We start from the raw sequence: 20083 nt of genomic DNA, 5'->3' as shown, positions 1-20083 counted from the left end.
CCCCTCTACCATAGGCCTCCAGCCAGCATTGTGAAGCGTATAAATACAATCTCATTCCCATCCTTAAGTGACAAAGGAGCATCCAGTTCAATAATTTCCTCGTCACATACAAAAACTCTGTATAAACCATCTTCAAAAGCCTGCATCGCCGTATTCACAGCATCCTTAATATCCGGGACACCCTCATTATATATGGAACCGAATCCTACTTTGCCTATCTCGCCTTGTGCCTGAACTTCCTCTCCCGTGAGGAACGGAATCAGCGCGACACTCTCCTGCTTTTCCCGTAGCTTTTGAACATTCAAAGCAACGGTTGCAGTAATCAAATCTCGCAATGTTTCTGGAGCAGGACTCAGTTCTAATTCCTGTCGTGCGAGTGCGGGCTTGCGCTTTCCCAAACTTTTTACAGTTACAAACAGCTTCATGTCGTTCCCCTTCCTTTTTATTCACGCTTTTGGCCCGTTGTCAGCTGAATTTTTTGACCCGTTTAAAAACACCGTTAACGAAATCGAAAACGAATGTTTGTTCGTATATTTATTTTAATATGTTCCTTATCATTACTCCATCGCCCTTTATGACCAAAATTTGCAGCGGTGTAACACCCTAAAATCTTAAAAAATAAGACTTTATACCCTGTTTTCGATCATTCCTTTCCATATTAAGGATGAAAAAAAGACCTGCACAAGGGAGACCATCTGTTCTTCACAGACTTCCTTCCATTATACAGGTCGTATTTCATCATAAAACGATGTTTCAACATACTTATTTCAGGATTTTGCAAAATTCGATTCCAGTCGCTCCAACGTGCAAGATATAAACGAACTAAACCATTTCGATCTATATCCTATTCATTGGAAGTCGCTTATTGGATTTTTGCAAAATCCTCATTTATTTAAAATGCTGGAACAACGCTGTCCTTGTAATTATCCTCAAAAAATTTACGTACTTCCGGTCCAGTCATTCGCTTTGCCAGCTTTTGAATAGCATCGGAATCTGCATTATCCTTACGCGCTACCAGATTAATGGCAAAGTGCGTATCGTCTTTTTCGGTAATCAGCGCGTCTTTCTTCGGTGTCAGACCGAGCGGCTTGGCATATGCGGGATACATGGCAGCCATGTCCACATCATCCAGTGAACGCGCCAGCATCAACAAATCCACTTCTTTAAACACGAATTTTTTCTTATTCTCAATAATATCAGCCTGTGTAGCATTATAGCCTACGCCTTCTTTAAGCTTGATCAAACCGTTTTGCTCCATCATTACTAAAGAGCGTCCGGTATTGGCCGGGTCATTGGCAATAGCAATGGTCGCACCTTCGGGCAGGTCTTTAATGTTCTTGTATTTTTTGGAGTACGCGCCATAAATGGCATTGTAAATTGGTTTTACCGCTACCAAATTGGACTTGTTGCTTTCATTATATTGTTGCATAAAAGGAGCATGCTGAAAGAAGTTAGCATCCACTTCATGGCTTGCCAATGCGTTATTCGGTTGGATATTATCTGAAAGCACGACGATTTCCAGATTGACTCCGTCCTGTTTAAGCAGCGGCTTCACGATATCCAGCACATCTGTCATCGGTGGGATTAGCGTTGCTACTTTCAAGGTCACTTCTTTTTGGGAAGTTGCTTCTTTAGACTGTGTTTCTGGAGCAGCCTGCTTTTGACCACCGCATCCGGCAACCAGTAGCATAACGACAGCAAATAGTGTGAGTAGTTTCAAGTTCGTTTTCATGTTGTTTTTCCGACTCATTTGATGAGGAACCTCCAAGTAAATTGTAATTGGGAAGATAAAAAATGAGTTACAGTACAGCCGCTTCACGTGCAGATTGTTCTTCTGATCGCTGTTGAAATGGGATTCTCTCTGATTTGTAACACAATTTATAGGTTAGAATCCCATTTCAAAGGCGAACGCTGACGCTTCTCCAGACAATTCTGCCCGCTCCGCTTTTGAGGTACTGTAAAGTCATTTTTATTTCCCATAGTGGGTGGTGCAATTGTTAATGAAGAGATTCATTAACCTCTTACCGCTTGTCGATCCGGCGGGATATGGTGCTTCCGGTGAACTGGATCGTTTGTACGAAAATAATCATGACGACGATGGTGAACGCCATCAAGCCTGTTTCAAAACGCTGGTAACCGTAGCGGATGGCAAAATCGCCTACCCCGCCGCCGCCCACAATGCCCATCACCGTGGAGTAGGAGATGAAGCTAATGGTGGACGTGGTCAAACCCAGTACAAGCCCGGAACGAGCTTCCACGTACAGAAATTTAAAAATAAGCTGGAGGGTGGATGCCCCCATAGAAGTAGCGGCTTCAATTACACCCTTGGGCACCTCAAGCAATGATTGCTCCACCAGCCTCGAATAATAGGCGATGGCCACCACTGACAAGGGAACCGTTGCAGCCATCGTGCCCAGCGCCGTCCCTACGACCAGACGTGTAAATGGAATCATAAACACGACGAGCAGCAAAAACGGGAACGAGCGGATGACATTGACCACACTGTTCAATAAGGTGAACAGCAGTCGATTTTCATATTTTTGTCCTTTGCCGCACAAATACAAAATCGTTCCTGCCGGAAGCCCTAACAGTACAGCTGCTGCGATAGAAATCCCCACCATGATAAACGTCTCCCCGATGGCTTTCCATATCTCAGACTGGTATTGCGCAATGATGCTCAGCATTTCATTCATCAGCTTCACCTGCTTCCGCTGTTGAACCTACTGCAGCGTCAGCTACACGTTGCGTTGAAAGCAGCTGCCCATCCCGCATTTCTGATACACGGGTACAAATATTGCGTACCACGTCCATATCGTGCGTTACGATTACAATGGTAACTCCCAGTTCCCGGTTGATCTCCCGTAACACGCCCAGAATATCCGCGGTCGTCTGCGGATCAAGCGCCGAGGTCGGCTCATCACACAGCAGCACCGCAGGTCGATTCGCCAGCGCTCTGGCTATCGCCACACGTTGCTTTTGGCCTCCGCTCAGTTGTGCCGGATACTGTTCTGCTTTATCAGCTAAACCGACGAATTGCAGGCATTCGCGCACACGTTCCGCTCTCTCTTTTTTCGCGACACCTGCCAGCTCCAACGACATTGCCACATTTCCACTGACCGTCCGATTGTGAACAAGATGATAATGCTGAAAAATCATCCCTATCGATCGCCGCGCTTCACGGAGACGTTTTTCCGGCATGCGAGTCAAATCTTCCCCGTTTACAACCACGTTTCCCTCATCCGGCCTTTCCAATACATTCATCAACCGGAGCAACGTAGACTTACCGGCACCGCTGGCACCTATGATACCGTGAATTTCCCCCTCCTCCACTTGAAGGGACACGGATTGAACCGCATGAAATTGGCCGCTTGAGGTGGTATAATGCTTGCTTACCTGATGCAGCGTAATCATGAAACCTGGCCTCCTGATGATCCATTTCTCAGGGAAAATGTAATAAGCCCGCCAGCCCAGGCGGGTCTGTACGAGCCGTCAATTCCCATTGCATTAATATACCACAGAGCAGAAAACGGGCAAAGCCTTTTGACAACAATTAACGTACATCCCACACCCCCACGTAAGGAAAGCAGATACCGAGTCCCCAAGCCAGCGTAAGCATGATGACAAAATAGAATATGAACACAATATCTACAGCCGAATAGCCAATCGCATAATAATACGTGCGTTTGGTTTCATTAGTAAAACCCTTGGCTTCCATGGCAATAGCAATTCGCTGTGCACGCCGGATACTTTGAGCGAGCAGCGGAATTGCATACCTGCGAAGCGTGGCATACATATTCCATTTGGACACATGCTGATGTAAACCTCGAATACGATGGGCTTGTCTCAATGCCTGGAATTCCTCCACCATCATGGGCATCAATCGCATGGCTGCCAAAAAGCTATACGCATACTTTGGAGAGAGCCTCCACTGCTGCATCAGTGAATAAAAAAGGTCCACCGGACGAGTCGTTAAACCAAACAGCAACCCTACCGCAGCCATACTCAGCGCACGAAAGCCCAGATGCATACCCCGATAAAAGCTTTCCTGCGTTATATGGATCAGGCCCCATGTCCACCAGGTCGTCACCCCTTTGCCGAACATCATCATGCCCGTTGAGGTTGAAATAAACACCAATATAAAGGGAGATCCATACAGCAGCAGCCGCTTCCATGGATGGCCTGACCAGACAAGCAGCAGCAGCATAGCACACGCAACATTAAACATGACATTCGGATCATGAATGACTATAACGACCACAAACAGTATGGAAAACATAACGAGCTTTAGGCCCGGATTCACACGATGCAGCCATGTTTTATGATGGGGAAAGGACAGGTTCATACTGTAGTTCCCCTTTCTGAATCCGCCATATATCGGTACAATATCGATGGACAATTTCTGGGTCATGCGTGACCATCACAATGGCCGTGCCTGCCGCTCTCAGCTGCTCCAACATATCCAGCATGACAAAGGTATTACGCGCATCCTGCCCAAAAGTCGGTTCATCCAGCAGCAGCACTTCCGGCTCACGGATCATAGCCGTAGCAATACTCAACCGCCTTTTTTGGCCTAATGAAAGCTGATACGGATGACGCTCGTCCAGCCGCTCCAGTCCGAACTGTACGAGCATCCGATCGACCCGTTCCCGACACTGTTCAACGGTGAACAAGCTCTTAGGTAACGAATACTCTAGTTCCTTTCGTACGGTGTGTGCTACGAATTGCAGCTCGGGATTTTGAAACGCGAACCCGATACGCTCTGCCAGTTGTTCCGTACTGCCTGCCTCAATTCCGCGCACGCTATAACGTCCCTGTGTGCGAAGTAAGCGCATCATGGAGAACAGCAGTGAGCTTTTGCCAGCCCCGTTTTCACCGACCACGCCAATCCAGTCGCCAGGCTTCACCTGCGCATGCTCCACATAAATCACTGAACTTAAACCGCGGAGGCCACTAAAATGTTCCAGCTCCAGCAAATCAATCCCTGTACCATTCCCCGTACCATTCTGCTGTGTCACTGATTCACTCCAACGCGGCGAAGACGATTCACTCCATACTCCCGGGTACCACACGCCATACTCGGACAATGCCTGCCGCTGCCCATGAAATACTTCTTCCGCCCTTCCATCCGCAATGATCTCCCCTTGAGCAGAAAGCACCACAATCCGGTCCACATCATGGACAATTTCATTAATTTTATGCTCCACGATCACCAGTGTCTGGTCTACCGAAATGTTTCGAATGGTATCCCACACCTGTGTAGTGCCTTCCTCGTCCAACAAAGCCGTGGGCTCATCCAGAAAAAGCACTTCTGGCTCCATAGCCAGCACAGACGCAATCGCCAGCCGCTGTTTCATTCCCTGTGACATGCTGCCAATGGGCATGTGTATATCATCCGTTGATAGACCAACCTGTATCAGCAGCTCGCGAATACGGGATCGCATCTGCTCACGAGGAACCTGATTATTTTCCAACACAAAAGCCAGTTCCTCGTCTGCATATGACATACAAAACTGCGTATCAGGATCTTGAAATACAATACCTGAGACACTTGGGATTACAGCAGCATCGCATTTCATAGGCACTTCTATCGTGCGTGGAATCAGACCGCTTAACACTTGGAGCAGCGTTGATTTACCGCATCCACTCGGTCCCAGCAACAGCAGCTTTTCCCCCTTGCGGACAGACAAAGACATATTGTGAAAAAGCAGCTCCTGCTCACCGGGGAATTTCAACCGAAGACGGGTGATCGAAGCCACCACATCTTCGGTTGCCTGGCTCATCAATCCAGCCCCTTATAATCTTGTTCCGTTGCGGGTCTCAAACTTCGCGTGACTCCGGTTACCTCCAATGCCCTAGCCAGATAGAACGCGAATACCCCGGCAATCACAATGCTGCCAATCATGCGAAAACCAATAAACAAAACATAGTTCCAGGTCGAAAGCTGATCAATATACCCGTAGCTGAAGTCTAAAATGAGAGAAGCGACAGCCGCCCCGGCCGCAGCTAGCGAAGCAACCCACAGGTTTGCGTTCCGATACAGAAAAGCCGCAAAAAACAGCTCCGCTCCCAAGCCTTGCAGCAGGCCATAGTACAAGGTGGACATCCCCCATTCGCTTCCCAAAAAAGCACTGACCGTTGCCGCTGCCACCTCTGCCAAAATTGCAACACCCGGCTTGCGAATGATGAGATAAGCAAACGTGCCTGCCATAAACCACATGCCATACATCAGTTGCTCGGCGTGTAGACCGAATGGTTTCATCAAATCATAGGCAGGTCCCCATATTTTGTAGACTAACCCGAACACAACAGCGATCACAATCGTGACCAAAATATCAGTCAGCTTCAACCCTTTGGACGCTCTTACAGCAGTATTCATTATTGCATGCTCCCCTTATCCTTATAATTGGCCTCTTGGCCATAAAAAAAAAGCTTGTCTGGAGCTGAATCTCCAGGCAAGCTTTATGCGCAGTAAAAGGTGAAGCACCATACAAAACATCATTCGTCGATATGCCTTATATAACCAGTAGTCTAAGCTACTACACTGATACCAAGCCAAAGTCAGGGTCAAGGTAAAATGCTAGGACATACATTGTATCTATCGACAACCGCGAAACAAGCGGCATTCCTGTATAGTGTTCTTGGTTTCTCTACGCTGGCATTACCCAGATCAGATTTCACGGTCAGTGGCAAGGGCCACCCTCTCAGCCTGACTTTCTCAAGCTCCCGACAATGCTTTTTTAATTCACTATAATATATACCACATCTATGGCTTTGACAATCCTATAATCCGAAGAAACGTTTGGCTGTCTCCGTCGTGGCGATTTCGATCTCCATCATGCTTCGGCCTGTACATTCGGCTATCGTAGCAGCAATGTGAGCGAGATACATCGACTCATTACGCCCTTCTTTGGGCTTCACGGGCAAATTACGCGGGGTCAAAAATGGAGCATCCGTTTCAATCATCAGACGGTCCAAGGGAATATCTCTGACCAGTTCACGCAGATGTTTGCCACGCCGTTCGTCGCAAATCCAGCCGGTGATCCCGATATACAGTCCCATCTCTACATACGTATGCAATTCTTGTTCCGTGCCTGTAAAACAATGCACCACTGCTTTATCGACAAGCCCTTGATACTCCCGCAGCATAGCGGCAAAATCCTCATGTGCATCTCGTTCATGCAAAAATAACGGCATATTCAGCTCACCCGCCAGTTGGATTTGCTCCCCAAACCATCGGCGCTGCACATCACGCGGCGAAAAATCTCGGTTATAGTCCAATCCGCATTCCCCTATGGATACGACCTGCGGCTGACTCGCCAGCTGACGGAGCTGCTGAACCGTCTCTGCGCTGCAGTCTTTGGCATCATGGGGATGCACGCCAGCTGTCGCATACAGCTTGCCCGGATAACGTGCTGCATACTGAGAAGCCTCCCGACTGCTGCGGACACTGGTCCCGGTAATAATCAGGGGTGAAATCCCTACAGCTGCGGCTCTCTCTACCACCTGTTCCCGATCCGCATGAAACGAACGGTGCATCAAGTTCACGCCAATATCAATTAACGGTGTACCCCTTTCCATCTCATTCCCTCCTTCGCAAACTACAATCTCGGATCAATCGGCTCCGATTCCAGAGATAGCGCGGCAAGGACGCATTCATGAATACGATCTACCGTATCCTTGCGGACAAAACGTTCCACGCCTTCCATACCAAGCGCTCCTTCCATCAGGGCATGACGCTCCTTTTTGTTCGTTCGACGCTGCTTCAGACGCTTTAAATTCTCAGGGGCAAGATAATCCATACCGTAAATGATGTGCAAATACTTCCGGCCTCTCACCTTGATTGCAGGCTGAATCATCTTGTCCCGATTTTTCATCAAAAAGCGTTCCGGCTTGATCACAATCCCTTCATGACCATCCTCTGTCATCTCGTTCCACCAGCGAATGACCTCTTCCTCGCTTGCTTCGTCCGTGATAACGCGGTACTCTGTCTCCATAAACAGGGAAGACAGCCCAGCCAGCTCCCGGTTTTGCTCCATATGCCAAATATGAGAATGGTCGAAAAAAGTCTTTCCGCTGTGTGCCAGTGTATGGAACGGTGCAATACGAATTTCATCCAGACCGTCCACATCCCAGCAATATTTTTGAAAAGCCTCTTGAAACGTTACGGCATTCGCGTACTTCTGTTCCATTTCCTCCAACCAGTCTCCAACCTCTCGACCTGCAACCTTCGCCTGCTTCAGCTTGTCTACCAGCTTACTGCGATCCAATAGAGCTGCCTCCCCCACATGCGCATACTGTGCAGCAATCAGTTCCCGAGCCTTGAGATTCCACGGTACAATTTCCGCATCCAGCAATACAAAATCCGTCTGGTTCCGTTCAAAATATCCAGCAGTCCGTAGATCCACATTCAGCTTCACCATCACTTGCTTCCCAAGGCTTTGTTCAAAGAAAGCTCTCCCACTCCGACTATAGATCGTGCCCAATGTCGGGTAGCCTACATATTGAACAGCGGCCTGTTCGTTTTTGAATAATAGCAAAATAGCCCGGCTACCCATATGTTTTTTCTCGGCCACCATCGTTTGTACTCCTTGCCCGCGATAATAAGCCAGCGCCTCACGTGGATGCTCCAGATATCCTTCCTCTGCAGACACCGCTGGAGCAGGACTCATCGTCGGTGGAATATACACCAGCTCCTCCATGGGTACAGTCACATGTGACACGGCATCTATAGCGGATTTGATCCATTCTCCTTGTACGCGCACTTCGCCATACGATTCCGTCAGCACACTGTAACCAGCGATTAGCTTGCGTAAATTCGGCGGGGAAAACCGTTTTCTCTGCCACCGGACAAGTGGGCTATCGGGATCATTCGCATAATTCTCATGTGCCGGAACGCTAACAAATTCCTTTTCCGGATAACGATAAGCGGTCAGCATACCGCCAAATACCACACCCTGATCAATATTCACCGTCTGGTTCACAAGGGTAGGCTGCGGTCTCGGATCATGTCCCCATACTACTATTTCTCCCGATTCATGGTCTACGAACCAATCCTTGCGGATCGGTTTTCCGTTCGCATCCTGCCCCTCCGTATCTCCATAGCGGCAATAATCAGAAATACGTGCCGATTGTTTGCCAATAAAATGATCCTTAATCCCGGCATGAGCCACAACCACGTGTCGCAATCCATTTCTGCCAAAAATAAGATGAGAGGGTGCATGTAGCAGAAAATCTCTCAACTCGCTTCTAAGCTGTTCCGCCGCTGTCTTGCCCGCTTTTTGTTCATATTGGGCCAGTTCCTCTGCAAATCGTTCATCGCCATGACTGAGAGTCACCTTTCTCCCATCGAGGTAACGGCCGATTTTCCAGCCATGATTGCTGTCAATCATATACGCTAGTCCGGCATCCACGTGCTTTTTCCAGAACTGCACCGCTTGTAACGATTCTGGGCCACGGCTCATCACATCCCCGACAGATACTAGTCTTCTACCATCTGGATGATGGTATAGTCCTTCCGTATCTTCCGTATATCCTAGCTGCTCTATCACTTCCAGCATCTCACGGTAGCACCCATGGATATCACCAATGATGTCAATACCTGAGCCAATCTCATGAAACAGTGGCTGCACACGGCGAACAAAGTTCATTTCTTCTACATCCTTAAGAACATAGCAAGCGTTAAAGCCTTCCTCACGGATACCACGCAGGTTCCGCTTTAACAGCTGTGCCTGCTGTTTGACCCGTTGGCGGCCACGCGGATGCTCCCTGCCTAAATCACGTTCCAGCAGCACAGCTTCGGGTACATCCAGTACCAAGGCCATAACAGGAACATGCGCCTTGGCTGCCAGCTGTACATATTTCTGGCGATCCTCAGCATACAAATGGGTGGCATCCACAACCGTCAGCTTATTCAAGCGACAGCGCATGGCCAGAATCGTATCCATCGCCTCAAACGCCTTGGCTGACATTTGCTGATACTCATAGAACAGTACGTCCGATTCCAGCCTTGGAAGTCCACTCCAGTCTATAAATTCCGTATCTCCGACCAGCTTGCGAAAATGATCCGAGGATACCACTTCTGTCTCCAGTAGAATCCCTTCGCTCACCAGCCTGTCCAATAATGTGGTTTTGCCACTGTTGGAGGCCCCCACCAACACAACCAGTCCAGCATGCGGTAAATGAATCGTACGTTTGGATGAATTGCTCATGCTTCCTTCTGCTCCTTTCTGCACGTAAATATAGCCATTTGGGTCGGTTGTCCAAAGCCTTCGACCTCTTCTCCGATCCCCTTCAGCGCTACCGAATAAGGAGCTTCCGCAATCCACTGCTCACATCGTTCCTGAAACTCGCTTCTACTCCATTCAAAACGGTGATCGCCATGCCGTAGCTCTTGCTGATTTATACGATACACTTCATTATATTCACGATTGGGAGTCGTCACGATCAGCACGCCCGGCTGATACTCCGTCACAATCGTCTTCATCACCCGGTTCAGACGATGCTCGTCCACATGCTCAATGACCTCACATAGGATCATCACATCTTTGCCCCGCAATTGTTCATCATAATAAAAGAGTGAGCCCATCATGGGTGTAGGAATGATCGCGTCGGTATGCCTTTCCAGCTTGGCAAAACGCTCCATGGCTCTCACCTGTGCATACGCAGACGGCTCCACCGCCCAAATTTCTTCAATGCCCGTCATTCGGGCCATCCGAGCCGATAGCTTCCCTTCCCCTGAACCAAAATCTACGATTTTCTGTCTGCGAGGCAGCTTGCGAATCACGTCCATAATGGCTTGATATCGCAGTTCATTCAGCCGTACAGTAGGCTGCTGCTTCCCTTCCTCCTGTGGCTGTTCTGGCTGTTGAACCTGTTCGTGCTTATCCTTTTGAGCTTGGACAGTATCCTTTTCAATGTGTTTTTTTGTACCTGTTGTTTCAGCAGAAGCAGAAGCAGATTGCTCAGATTGCTCAAATTGCTCAATCAGATTGGTAAAACGAAGCGTGCGTCGAATGATCAGCTCGCGTAGTGGATGCTCTGGCAGCCAGCCCTCACCGTAACGTCTCAGCTTGTCGAACTCTTCTTCACTAATATAGTAATGCTTATAATTATCCAGCACCGGAATCAACAGCAATAACTGACGCAGCGCATACTGTACCGTCTGGTGGCCACTTAACGTGACATATCTGACGGTGCTTCGATTTTTCAGCTGAAAAGAATAATCCGCTTCCCCTCGTTCTATGGCCACTTGATAGCCCAGCGGAGCGAATAGCCCCTCCACCACAGAATCCGGTAAATCCGAAGCAACGGGCCCAAACGATAACTCCAGCGCAAAAGGGTGCGTCACCCATCCTGCATAGTCTTCCTTGGGTTTGCCGTTCAGGGCTGTGCCAAGCGAGCCACGAATATAGGTGCAAAATAAGCTGCTAGTTACAAACTCCCGGTCATTAATATATTGTGTAATGTCATAGCTGTCCGGACTGTTTTTGACCAAATCAATCGAATCTGGCGAAGCCTGAATGACGATCTCAGCCTCTTCCTCGGTAAAAACAGTGTACACCATGCGTACACGTGCGCCTTTTTCCGTGCGATCATACGTATTGTAAGGATTCTTAGCAAGCAAATGCGAAATCATCCCTGCATGGGTTCCAGTTGCTTTTAGCGTGATGTGCATACTCCACTTCTCCTTCCCAGCTTATGCTTTCCATACTTCATTCACCGCAGTGCGGAACAAATCATCCAACTGCTGATCCCGTCCACTCTCCACATGCTGAAGCAAGGGCGCCTTTTGTTCAAAATAAGCAATTTGCTGCTGGATAAAATCATTCACCACCGAAAGCCGTGGCTCCATATCCAGTTCCTCGCCCGCTTTTTTACGTTGTAGCAAATGCCCGATCACCTGATAAAGTTCTGTATCGGTCGGAATTAATTCCTCTAGCAAGTCTACGAATTCCATCGGAGGCATGCTGTTGTAACGTTCAATCCAGCCACAGGCCAGCAGTGGGCGCAGTACATAAAAATACTTTTTAATCTTCACCTGTTCTCCTTGCAAATAATCCCGATAGTTCCCCCGCGCCATATTCAGGTAATGGTACACACAGGACTTCGGAGAGAAAGTTAACGGCGATATCGCACGAATCTGGTCAGCCACTGAATACTGCTCCAGATAGGGAATCGGAGATTGCAGCCATTCCAGCAAAGGCGGATTGGACTTGCGAAACAAATGGAGTGCCTTTTTCAAATCCCAGCCGTTCATATCCAGCAAATTGCTGATGGGTCGCTCAATCACATCCCGCTTATCAAAGATAGATAAATACCATTCTACGGGTCTTACATAGATAAATCGTACATCATAGTCACTGTCCTGTGAAGGAAACCCCCATGCCCGACTGCCTGATTCACAAGCGTATACAATGCGCACCTGCTCCGCCTGCTCCAACGCGCGCAGCTCACGCAAAATCGTCTCGCACATGTCCGGTTGAATGAAACCCTGCCCATGCTTCACATCTGTCATGTTGTTCCCTCCCTTATCATTAAAGTATTTCCCGAATCTGTTCTCTAATCGACTCCTCCGTTTCAGCTACCGATAAGCGGCGAAGGCGCTCTGTCGTTTTCTCTCCCCACATCTCAGAAGACCATACCTTGAGTACATGAAGCGCTGCACGGCGATTGGAGGTCACCGGACTCCAAAGCCCAGCAGCAACTAGCTCTTGTCCCATTCCTTCGTGAGAAGACAATAGTTGCAACAGCATACCCAGACATTGATGCGCTTCATACTCCAGTCCATACCCAGGTAGATTAGCAGGGCCGGAAGCAATCTCTCCCAAGGGCAAGTGCTGTTCTGCAAAAGCCACCAACTTGCGCACCCGCTGTTCATCCTCTGTCTTGATGAGTTCAAAGTACAGATTAGGCTTGACTGGGTATCTGCTTAATTGATCAAATAGCATGGGCCATACATCTAGTGTTAGCATTTGAGCTGCGCGAATGGCACAGTGGAGATGCGGTGAATCTGCATGCTGCAGCTCCTGCTCTACCAGCTTCACCCACTGCGGATCGTCCATCATCTGCTGGCACAGCGACGCGTAACGTCTACGCAATTCCGGTGTCCATTCATGCTCATAACGAGTCTCCCATGAATCGTCCTCTTCATCCAGAAAGTCTGCAATATCCATGATGATCGTAAAATGCTGCACCGTCGTGCACATGGCCTTGGCATGACGAAGGTAGTTACCTATAACCATAGCGGCATGCTCATAATCGTCTATACTTTCCGCAGGTCCGCCTGCTGCCAGCAAAGCCGACAGAATTTCGCCTGCTCCGTCAAACAACTCCTGATCAATCTGCGGAACGGCGATGGCTGTATGCAGCTCGCCTTTATGAGCGCACTCATAAGCAAGATATTCATACATGACATTATTGCGGAATCCTTCCCGCAGTAGCCAATCACGTATTTCCTGACGCGTAGGTTCCAGCCGTTCCACTACGTGAATACGTCCCCAGCCATGTACCTGGCGGGCTAACGTATACAACTGTTCGTTGGCTTGCTCCGAAATATTACAGATAGCTACAGCCGCATATAGCGTGAATTCATCATGCTTTGCCAGCGTTAAAATAAGCTCGTGATGCTGCTCTGTCTCCAGCAATCCAAGCAACGCAATGCCTATCTTCACCACATTGCGGTGTGCTCCGTGTTCAGCCAGCCAACGCGCTTCCTCATACAATCGGTCCGGCTGAATTGCTGGATGCTGGCGCACCGCATCCAGCAACGGATCAATCAGACTGAGCGCATTTTCCTCCATCAAGCGTACATACGTCTCACGTCTCGTCTTCATTCCTGGCTTACGACATTGTCTGGACAACAGCTGCACCAGATCCTTGATTTTATCGGCTACATGCTCGCCAGCACCATGATGCCCAAATGCTCCATCTAATCCTCCTGCCACCCAACGCATCGTGTGACCTGCCCAATATTCTTCATCGTCCGGTAATTGATCATCAGTAAGCCTGCCCTGAGTATCCATTCCCTGCATAATCGTTTCATAAATCGAAAGCTTGCCTACCCATGGATATAACACTTCATTTTTGCGTCGTCCAAACATGTTGCATCACCCTTCTGTTATGTATTGCTTCTTATTTCATCGTGCTATCTTATATTTCTATGATGCTTTATTTTGGAAGTCGTGAACATGGTGAAAGTATTACAAAGAAGAATAATTTCCCTTTTTCCAGCATCCCTTCCCTGTTAGAATAAAGGGATAATTGCTTTCGGAGAACGGCAACAGAAACGGGGAATGCATCATGGCGAGAGAGAGTTTTGATAAAGAAATTCAATTCCTGCGCATGCTCACACTGACCAGCGGCGCTTATAATCGGCAGCAATTTGCAGACAGACTGGGCATTTCAGTGCATACCTTTGATAAAACAATCCGGCGTCTCAAGGAAATCGTCCAATCCGTACAACAGCAGTTGCCTGAGGACCAGGGACATGATTTTAATGAAATGCTGCGCTTTAATTATTATGAATCCGCTGATCCATTACTACTATTCTTGTTTCGGGCCAAATCGCTCAAGGAATCAGAAAGCGTCCGCTTATCTCTTCTGCTGACAGCGCTACAGTCACAGCCTCTGACCACTATGGAATTGCTGGATGCTTGCTGCAACGGGCTGCCTTCCGACAGTTCGCTGCCGGATGAGAAAACGATTCGTTCCGATCTGAAATATCTGGTCGAAGTCGGCGTGGTTCGCAAGGAACCCGGCGGCAGACCTTATCGCTATGCTGTCCGCAACGATCTGGTGACAGGACTGACGGACGAGGAATTACTGGACTTATATGATTTTGTAGACATTATGGCCAACACCCAGCTTCCCTCTGTGCAGGGATATCTGTTGCGAGATCATCTTAAAAAGGCCATGCGCCGTCAAGCCGGAGATCGGGATATAATCGAACCTTTTTTATATAAATACCACTATTATTCACGCATTCTGGACGAAGCGCATATTCATCCGCTTCTACACGCGATTCGGCAACGTCGCTGTGTAGCTTTTTTATATTTTTCGACGTCCAAACGAAGCATGTACGGGTCACAGAACACAAACCCGCTGTTTGAAAAAGAGACGGAGGGCCGTGAACATACCATTCTGCCCCTGCAAGTCATCTATGATCATCAATATGGACGTTGGTATGTTCTGGGTCATGTAGGCGGTAAAGGAATCATGAAGTTTCGTATGGAAGGCATGACTCAATTGGTGGAGGGCAAGCCTGTACCAGAGCAGTTTCATGCCGACCTGCTAGCGGTGTTGGAAGAAAAAATGCGGTACAGCTGGCTTGTTGATACCGGTCGTCCTGTGAAGGTACGGGTACGTTTTTTTAATCCTGAGGGCGCGAAGCGCAACTTTATTCGGGAACGTGTACTGTCACAGGGACAATGGGGTACGATCGCGGAGGAAGAAAGTGAATCCTTTATCTATGAAATCACAGTGAATGGGATCACCGAGATTAAACCGTGGATTCGCAGCTTCGGATCAAGCTGTGAGGTATTGGAGCCTCAGCGGCTGCGCAAGGAATTCAGACAGGAATGGAAGGAGCTGCAAGCCTATTATGAGCCTGTTCGAGAAAATATTTAACTACCAGATCGTCTCTCGGCTGGATGAATCGGGCGCTTTTGCTACCACATCGCAGGAAAGAGTCTGGCTCCAATCTATGCTGACAGACTCGGCAGCAATAGAGGCTTTCACCCCGTCTACGCTTGATAAGCTTCGGCAGATGCTCGCAGACGACGAGCCTCTGGAGGCCGATGGAAGTTTGCGGGAAAAAGCAGGTATCCCTGCTGTCTCCGTATATCATCCGCTTCTACTCACATTGCGTCCGATCCTACGCTCCCGTTCAGGCATCTGCCTGAGCTACAGGTTGCGCAACGGGCGTATGCATGAACGGATATCCGGTTTTCCATATAAGCTGGAGTTCTCCATGGTCAAAAAAGATTGGAGCCTGCTGTGGTATAACCGCAGACACCGCGCGCTCATGTCTACCAAGCTGTCTAATATCGTGAACGTCACGGAAGATGAGCTTCTGCCTGAAGAGGCCGAAAAATTCACCCAACGTATACTCGGTATACTGGAGTCGCGAAAAGAACAGGGCATCATCGAAATTATCCCTGTATACAACGGGGAAATGTCTCGTATTTTATATGCTTTTTCCTGCTTTGAAAAAGAGGTCGAATATGTTCAGCAAGCAGATACCTATCGTATTACGCTCACTTTCCAGGCAGACGAATGTGAATATGTACTATCTAAAATCCGTTTCCTTGGCAAACGTGTCAAGGTCGTCCAAGGCTCCCGGCTGATTTCACGAATGAAGGAAACAACGGCCAAGGCCCTTGCACGCTACGAAGAGGAATAGCTGCTGAGACAATATGAGATGCAGCCATGTAAATAGCCCCTCCCTCCGTCTTTAATGAGACGAAGGGAGGGGCTATTAAACTACGGTTCGTATAAACGAAGTCATACACTTACATCCACATACGCCTGTTGTAACAAGCTGGTCCGCTATACGAGTTATGGCAAGGCTTGTCCGCGCGCACTGACGTACAATTCGTACCATTCCTCACGGGTCATCAGCTCGCTCTGGCGTTCCGCATCCTGACATGCCTTAATTCGTTCAGAATTGGCGCTGCCAATGACAGGCTGAATCCGTGCCGGATGTTTCATAAGCCAGCCAAGGACGATCGCTTCACGTGTCGTTTCCTTTTCAGAAGCCAGCTTCTGCACCAGCTCTGCCGTCTTAACGACATGCTCAGGCTCCCCTTTCAAAGAACCTCCGCTAAAACGTCCCTGCGCCAGCGGTCCCCAGGCTTGGAGCTGAATATCCTCGGTTTGGCAATATTCCAGCAAACCTTCGCCAAAATGTACATTCGTTCCCGCCTGCTGGTTCACATGTACTGTCTGATCTACAAAATGCAGATGCGCCAGGCTCATTTCCAGCTGATTAGCGATCAGCGGCTCCGTTAGGCTCCGCTCCAGAAAACGAATTTGGCTTACATTCATATTGGAAACGCCAAAATGCCGTACTTTGCCAGACGTCTTAAGCTCGCTGAACGCCTTCGCTACTTCTTCCGGCTCTACCAGCGGATCAGGGCGATGCAGCAGCAGGATGTCCAAATATTCCGTACCCAGACGCTTCAGAATACCATCCACGGACTCCATAATATGTGCATATGAGAAATCAAAACGGCCGGGGAGCGTACCATCCGGCAGAAAAATGCCACATTTGGACTGAATAACGATTTGTTCACGCAAGCCCGGCTGTCCCTTTAAAACCTGACCGAAAATTTCTTCCGCTTTCCCCATACGATAGATATCCGCATGATCGAACATCGTAATCCCAATGGATTGTGCAGCTTCTACAGCTCTTTCCGCTTCAACGACATGTTCCTGCGTAAACGGTGCATGGCTCCATTCTCCACCAAAAGGCATACAACCGAGCGCCAGCCGACTATCCGAGATTCCACGTTTCTGTAAAGGCATAATCTTCATGCTGCTCCTCCTTCAACCCTCAAAATATTCCCTGCTTCATCCACATATGAATAGTTCGTGGAACCGCTATCACATACCTATTTTACCACTTACTTACGGTCGTGTATTACTTTGGCCCCAATCCACATCTTTTTATCCGAATATCCCCATGCTCAGATAACGCTCTCCGGTATCCGGGGCAATGCAAAGTACCCGTTTGCCTGCTCCCAAACGCCGAGCTTCCTGAATCGCCGTCCATATCGTAGCTCCGCTAGAGGGGCCAACCAGAATCCCTTCCTGGGCAGCAATCGCCCGTGTCATTGCAATCGCATCCTCATCGGAAACCTGCACGATTTCGTCATACACTTCCGTATTCAGCACGGTGGGAACAAAGCCTGGACTGGTGCCAACCAGCTTATGTGGACCGGGTTTTCCTCCAGATAGCACTGGCGAGCCCTTAGGCTCAACTACAACAATCCGCAGATCCGGCAAATGCTGACGCAGCACTTCACCTGTTCCCGTAATGGTACCGCCCGTTCCCGAAGAAGCGACGAACACATCCAGCTTCCCTTCTGTCTGTTCCAAAATCTCAAGTGCCGTCGTCGTACGGTGGATATCCGGATTTGCCTCATTTTCAAATTGATGCGGGATAAAACTCCCTTCAATTTCAGCCCCCAGTTCGAGTGCCTTGCGAATCGCTCCTGGCATCCGTTCTTCCGCTGGTGTCAGTACGACCTCAGCCCCGTAGGCTTTCAAAATATTGATCCGTTCCTTCGTCATATTCGAAGGCATCACCAAAATTGCACGGTAACCTCGGGCTGCCGCATTCATCGCAAGACCAATTCCCGTGTTGCCACTCGTCGGCTCAATAATGGTGCCTCCCGGCTTTAGATGTCCTGCCTTTTCCGCCTCGGCAATCAGGTTGCCCGCCGCTCGATCTTTAACACTGCCGCTTGGATTAAAATACTCCAGCTTCACATACACTTCCGCATCCTGCGGCCTTGTGAGCCGTTGGAGTCTTACACAAGGTGTATCTCCTATTAAATCTGTAATACTATGTACCACTTTAGGTGCCATCGTTGTATCCTCCTTAGATTGTTTCTTACAGCGTTATTTACGATCTTCATATCATACTACCAAAATAACATACTTGGCTCCTTCCTACCTGTCGCTTTTGTAAATTACATAAAACTCATCAACTTAGTATGTGAAATTCTTGCAAAATGGGTCGCCAGATATCGCCTGTAATGATATACTCGCATTACTATTTTTTCAGGAGGATACAAGACACTTATGAGTACTCAAGAAAATATGACAGCAAATCGCTTCCCCCCCTCCTTGCTATGGTTGACCCTTGGTGCCTTCGCCATTGGCATGACCGAATTCGTCATTATGGGACTTCTACCCAATGTAGCCCATGATCTTCATGTTACAATTCCTCAAGCCGGGCAGTTAATCACCAGTTACGCGCTTGGTGTGGCCATTGGCGCACCTGTGCTTACTGTATTAACCCATAAGGTACCGCAGAAAAAGCTGCTATGTCTGCTAATGATCATATTCATTTTAGGCAATCTTTTTTCCGTCATTGCTCCCAATTACGAACTTCTGATTGCGGCCCGTATGGCTACTGCATTATCGCACGGAACCTTTTTGGGAGCCGGTTCCCTGATCGCTGCCCGACTGGTTCGTCCTGACAAACGCGCGGGTGCTATTTCTATGGTGCTGACCGGTTTGACCGTGGCGAACATTATTGGCGTGCCTTTTGGTACCTTTATCGGACAACAGCTCGGCTGGCGTGCTTCCTTTGGAGCCATTGTGGTCATCGGCTTGATTTCTCTCTTTGGTATCATTCGCTACATTCCGGTGATTCATCAGGACAAGCCTTCCAGTCTCAAACAAGAAGTCAAAAGCCTGTTTAATCCAAAAGTGCTACTGATGCTGCTCACAGGTGCAGTCGGTTGTGGTAGCCTGTTCACTGTCTTTACGTACATTACGCCTTTGCTTACGGATATTAGTGGCTTTGCCGAGCATAGCATTACCTGGATTCTCGTCCTGTTTGGCCTAGGGGTAACGATCGGCAACATCGTTGGCGGCAAGCTCGCAGATTGGAAACTACTTCCATCCCTGATCGCAAACTATGCTGTGCTGGCTATTATTTTGGCCATTCTGACATTTACGCTTCAAAGCAAGGTATTGGCCGTCATCACGGTCTTTATCTGGGGCATTGCTGCGTTCGGCATCATGCCAGGTATTCAGGTTCGCATCATGAATCTGGCATATGAGGCTCCTTTACTTGCCTCTACCTCCAGCCATTCCGCATTAAATCTGGGCAACGCAGGCGGTGCTTTTATCGGGGGAGTTGTTATTAATCAAATGGGGCTAGCCGCTATTCCATGGGTTGCATCGCTAATCACTGTCGGCGGTCTGCTACTCATGATAGTTAGCTACATTGAGGATCGCAAGACGGCTCATACTGAAGCGATAGCCGAGATACAGTCATAGAATCATTTAGTAGGTTGGAAGTAAACTAATGGTTCATTTTTCATAGATTGAGAGATATTGTCCACTCTCT

17 protein-coding genes and 1 riboswitch are annotated in these 20083 nt (G+C 48.5%); of the genes, 3 read left to right on the top strand and 14 right to left on the bottom strand.

Features of this window, described 5'->3' with window-relative positions; genetic code table 11:
* Window positions 1–5: 5 nt before the first annotated feature.
* From JOE49_RS10425 to JOE49_RS10370, 12 genes are all read right to left on the bottom strand, one after another.
* On the bottom strand, window positions 6–425 hold the full coding sequence (locus tag JOE49_RS10425) for a hypothetical protein (protein WP_023987163.1): 420 nt from the start codon (window positions 423–425) through the stop codon (window positions 6–8).
* Between the two features lie 467 nt (window positions 426–892).
* Window positions 893–1750 (bottom strand): MetQ/NlpA family ABC transporter substrate-binding protein, encoded by an 858-nt coding sequence (locus JOE49_RS10420; protein ID WP_160789396.1) that lies wholly within the window; start codon window positions 1748–1750, stop codon window positions 893–895.
* A gap of 271 nt (window positions 1751–2021) precedes the next feature.
* On the bottom strand, window positions 2022–2693 hold the full coding sequence (locus JOE49_RS10415) for a methionine ABC transporter permease (RefSeq protein ID WP_013308947.1): 672 nt from the start codon (window positions 2691–2693) through the stop codon (window positions 2022–2024).
* Window positions 2686–3411, bottom strand: a complete 726-nt coding sequence (locus tag JOE49_RS10410; protein ID WP_103744807.1) for a methionine ABC transporter ATP-binding protein — start codon at window positions 3409–3411, stop codon at window positions 2686–2688. Before JOE49_RS10410 ends, JOE49_RS10415 begins: the two co-directional genes overlap by 8 nt.
* Window positions 3412–3550: 139 nt before the next feature.
* The gene (locus JOE49_RS10405; protein ID WP_025721333.1) at window positions 3551–4342 is read right to left on the bottom strand and encodes an energy-coupling factor transporter transmembrane component T family protein; all 792 of its coding nucleotides are present in this window, start codon (window positions 4340–4342) and stop codon (window positions 3551–3553) included.
* Window positions 4317–5780, bottom strand: coding sequence for an ABC transporter ATP-binding protein (locus tag JOE49_RS10400; RefSeq protein ID WP_209941032.1), 1464 nt, complete (start codon window positions 5778–5780; stop codon window positions 4317–4319). The genes JOE49_RS10405 and JOE49_RS10400 overlap by 26 nt, the downstream gene beginning before the upstream one ends.
* Window positions 5780–6376 (bottom strand): ECF transporter S component, encoded by a 597-nt coding sequence (locus tag JOE49_RS10395; RefSeq protein WP_209941031.1) that lies wholly within the window; start codon window positions 6374–6376, stop codon window positions 5780–5782. The genes JOE49_RS10400 and JOE49_RS10395 overlap by 1 nt, the downstream gene beginning before the upstream one ends.
* 250 nt (window positions 6377–6626) lie before the next feature.
* A riboswitch (TPP riboswitch) is annotated at window positions 6627–6736 on the bottom strand.
* A 44-nt stretch (window positions 6737–6780) separates the two neighbouring features.
* Window positions 6781–7578, bottom strand: a complete 798-nt coding sequence (locus JOE49_RS10390; protein WP_028542048.1) for a TatD family hydrolase — start codon at window positions 7576–7578, stop codon at window positions 6781–6783.
* A 20-nt stretch (window positions 7579–7598) separates the two neighbouring features.
* Window positions 7599–10208: a polynucleotide kinase-phosphatase gene (locus JOE49_RS10385; RefSeq protein ID WP_209941030.1), complete on the bottom strand. Its 2610-nt coding sequence runs from the start codon at window positions 10206–10208 to the stop codon at window positions 7599–7601.
* A complete protein-coding gene (locus tag JOE49_RS10380) occupies window positions 10205–11674 on the bottom strand; it encodes a 3' terminal RNA ribose 2'-O-methyltransferase Hen1 (protein ID WP_160789400.1) in 1470 nt (489 codons plus the stop codon). Before JOE49_RS10380 ends, JOE49_RS10385 begins: the two co-directional genes overlap by 4 nt.
* Before the next feature lie 21 nt (window positions 11675–11695).
* Complete coding sequence (locus JOE49_RS10375) at window positions 11696–12514, bottom strand: nucleotidyltransferase domain-containing protein (protein WP_160789401.1); 819 nt, start codon at window positions 12512–12514, stop codon at window positions 11696–11698.
* 19 nt (window positions 12515–12533) lie between these two features.
* Window positions 12534–14099 (bottom strand): limonene hydroxylase, encoded by a 1566-nt coding sequence (locus JOE49_RS10370; RefSeq protein WP_209941029.1) that lies wholly within the window; start codon window positions 14097–14099, stop codon window positions 12534–12536.
* A gap of 199 nt (window positions 14100–14298) precedes the next feature.
* Between JOE49_RS10370 and JOE49_RS10365 the strand changes: the two genes are divergently transcribed.
* Window positions 14299–15624, top strand: a complete 1326-nt coding sequence (locus tag JOE49_RS10365; RefSeq protein WP_160789090.1) for a helix-turn-helix transcriptional regulator — start codon at window positions 14299–14301, stop codon at window positions 15622–15624.
* Window positions 15599–16399, top strand: coding sequence for a WYL domain-containing protein (locus JOE49_RS10360; protein WP_160789091.1), 801 nt, complete (start codon window positions 15599–15601; stop codon window positions 16397–16399). The genes JOE49_RS10365 and JOE49_RS10360 overlap by 26 nt, the downstream gene beginning before the upstream one ends.
* A 155-nt stretch (window positions 16400–16554) precedes the next feature.
* Here JOE49_RS10360 and JOE49_RS10355 read toward each other — a convergent pair whose 3' ends face one another.
* Both JOE49_RS10355 and cysK read right to left on the bottom strand, forming a co-directional pair.
* Window positions 16555–17532: an aldo/keto reductase gene (locus tag JOE49_RS10355; RefSeq protein ID WP_160789092.1), complete on the bottom strand. Its 978-nt coding sequence runs from the start codon at window positions 17530–17532 to the stop codon at window positions 16555–16557.
* A 132-nt stretch (window positions 17533–17664) separates the two neighbouring features.
* Window positions 17665–18588, bottom strand: coding sequence for a cysteine synthase A (gene cysK / locus JOE49_RS10350; RefSeq protein ID WP_023987148.1), 924 nt, complete (start codon window positions 18586–18588; stop codon window positions 17665–17667).
* 216 nt (window positions 18589–18804) lie between these two features.
* Here cysK and JOE49_RS10345 point away from each other — a divergent pair, with 216 nt between their 5' ends.
* On the top strand, window positions 18805–20013 hold the full coding sequence (locus JOE49_RS10345) for an MFS transporter (protein WP_160789093.1): 1209 nt from the start codon (window positions 18805–18807) through the stop codon (window positions 20011–20013).
* The last annotated feature ends 70 nt before the right edge of the window (window positions 20014–20083 follow it).

Origin of the sequence: Paenibacillus sp. PvR133 (assembly GCF_017833155.1) — a bacterium.
Lineage (GTDB): Bacteria > Bacillota > Bacilli > Paenibacillales > Paenibacillaceae > Paenibacillus > Paenibacillus polymyxa_B.
The sequence above is the reverse complement of the archived record's forward strand: the minus strand, read 5'-3'. Positions and strand labels throughout refer to the sequence as shown.

Bases quoted from the DNA above. Each gene is read 5' to 3' on its own strand.
- JOE49_RS10425 (WP_023987163.1), bottom strand. From the start codon at position 425: ATGAAGCTGTTTGTAACTGTAAAAAGTTTGGGAAAGCGCAAGCCCGCA.
- JOE49_RS10420 (WP_160789396.1), bottom strand. From the start codon at position 1,750: ATGAGTCGGAAAAACAACATGAAAACGAACTTGAAACTACTCACACTA.
- JOE49_RS10415 (WP_013308947.1), bottom strand. From the start codon at position 2,693: ATGAATGAAATGCTGAGCATCATTGCGCAATACCAGTCTGAGATATGG.
- JOE49_RS10410 (WP_103744807.1), bottom strand. From the start codon at position 3,411: ATGATTACGCTGCATCAGGTAAGCAAGCATTATACCACCTCAAGCGGC.
- JOE49_RS10405 (WP_025721333.1), bottom strand. From the start codon at position 4,342: ATGAACCTGTCCTTTCCCCATCATAAAACATGGCTGCATCGTGTGAAT.
- JOE49_RS10400 (WP_209941032.1), bottom strand. From the start codon at position 5,780: ATGAGCCAGGCAACCGAAGATGTGGTGGCTTCGATCACCCGTCTTCGG.
- JOE49_RS10395 (WP_209941031.1), bottom strand. From the start codon at position 6,376: ATGAATACTGCTGTAAGAGCGTCCAAAGGGTTGAAGCTGACTGATATT.
- JOE49_RS10390 (WP_028542048.1), bottom strand. From the start codon at position 7,578: ATGGAAAGGGGTACACCGTTAATTGATATTGGCGTGAACTTGATGCAC.
- JOE49_RS10385 (WP_209941030.1), bottom strand. From the start codon at position 10,208: ATGAGCAATTCATCCAAACGTACGATTCATTTACCGCATGCTGGACTG.
- JOE49_RS10380 (WP_160789400.1), bottom strand. From the start codon at position 11,674: ATGCACATCACGCTAAAAGCAACTGGAACCCATGCAGGGATGATTTCG.
- JOE49_RS10375 (WP_160789401.1), bottom strand. From the start codon at position 12,514: ATGACAGATGTGAAGCATGGGCAGGGTTTCATTCAACCGGACATGTGC.
- JOE49_RS10370 (WP_209941029.1), bottom strand. From the start codon at position 14,099: ATGTTTGGACGACGCAAAAATGAAGTGTTATATCCATGGGTAGGCAAG.
- JOE49_RS10365 (WP_160789090.1), top strand. From the start codon at position 14,299: ATGGCGAGAGAGAGTTTTGATAAAGAAATTCAATTCCTGCGCATGCTC.
- JOE49_RS10360 (WP_160789091.1), top strand. From the start codon at position 15,599: ATGAGCCTGTTCGAGAAAATATTTAACTACCAGATCGTCTCTCGGCTG.
- JOE49_RS10355 (WP_160789092.1), bottom strand. From the start codon at position 17,532: ATGAAGATTATGCCTTTACAGAAACGTGGAATCTCGGATAGTCGGCTG.
- cysK (WP_023987148.1), bottom strand. From the start codon at position 18,588: ATGGCACCTAAAGTGGTACATAGTATTACAGATTTAATAGGAGATACA.
- JOE49_RS10345 (WP_160789093.1), top strand. From the start codon at position 18,805: ATGAGTACTCAAGAAAATATGACAGCAAATCGCTTCCCCCCCTCCTTG.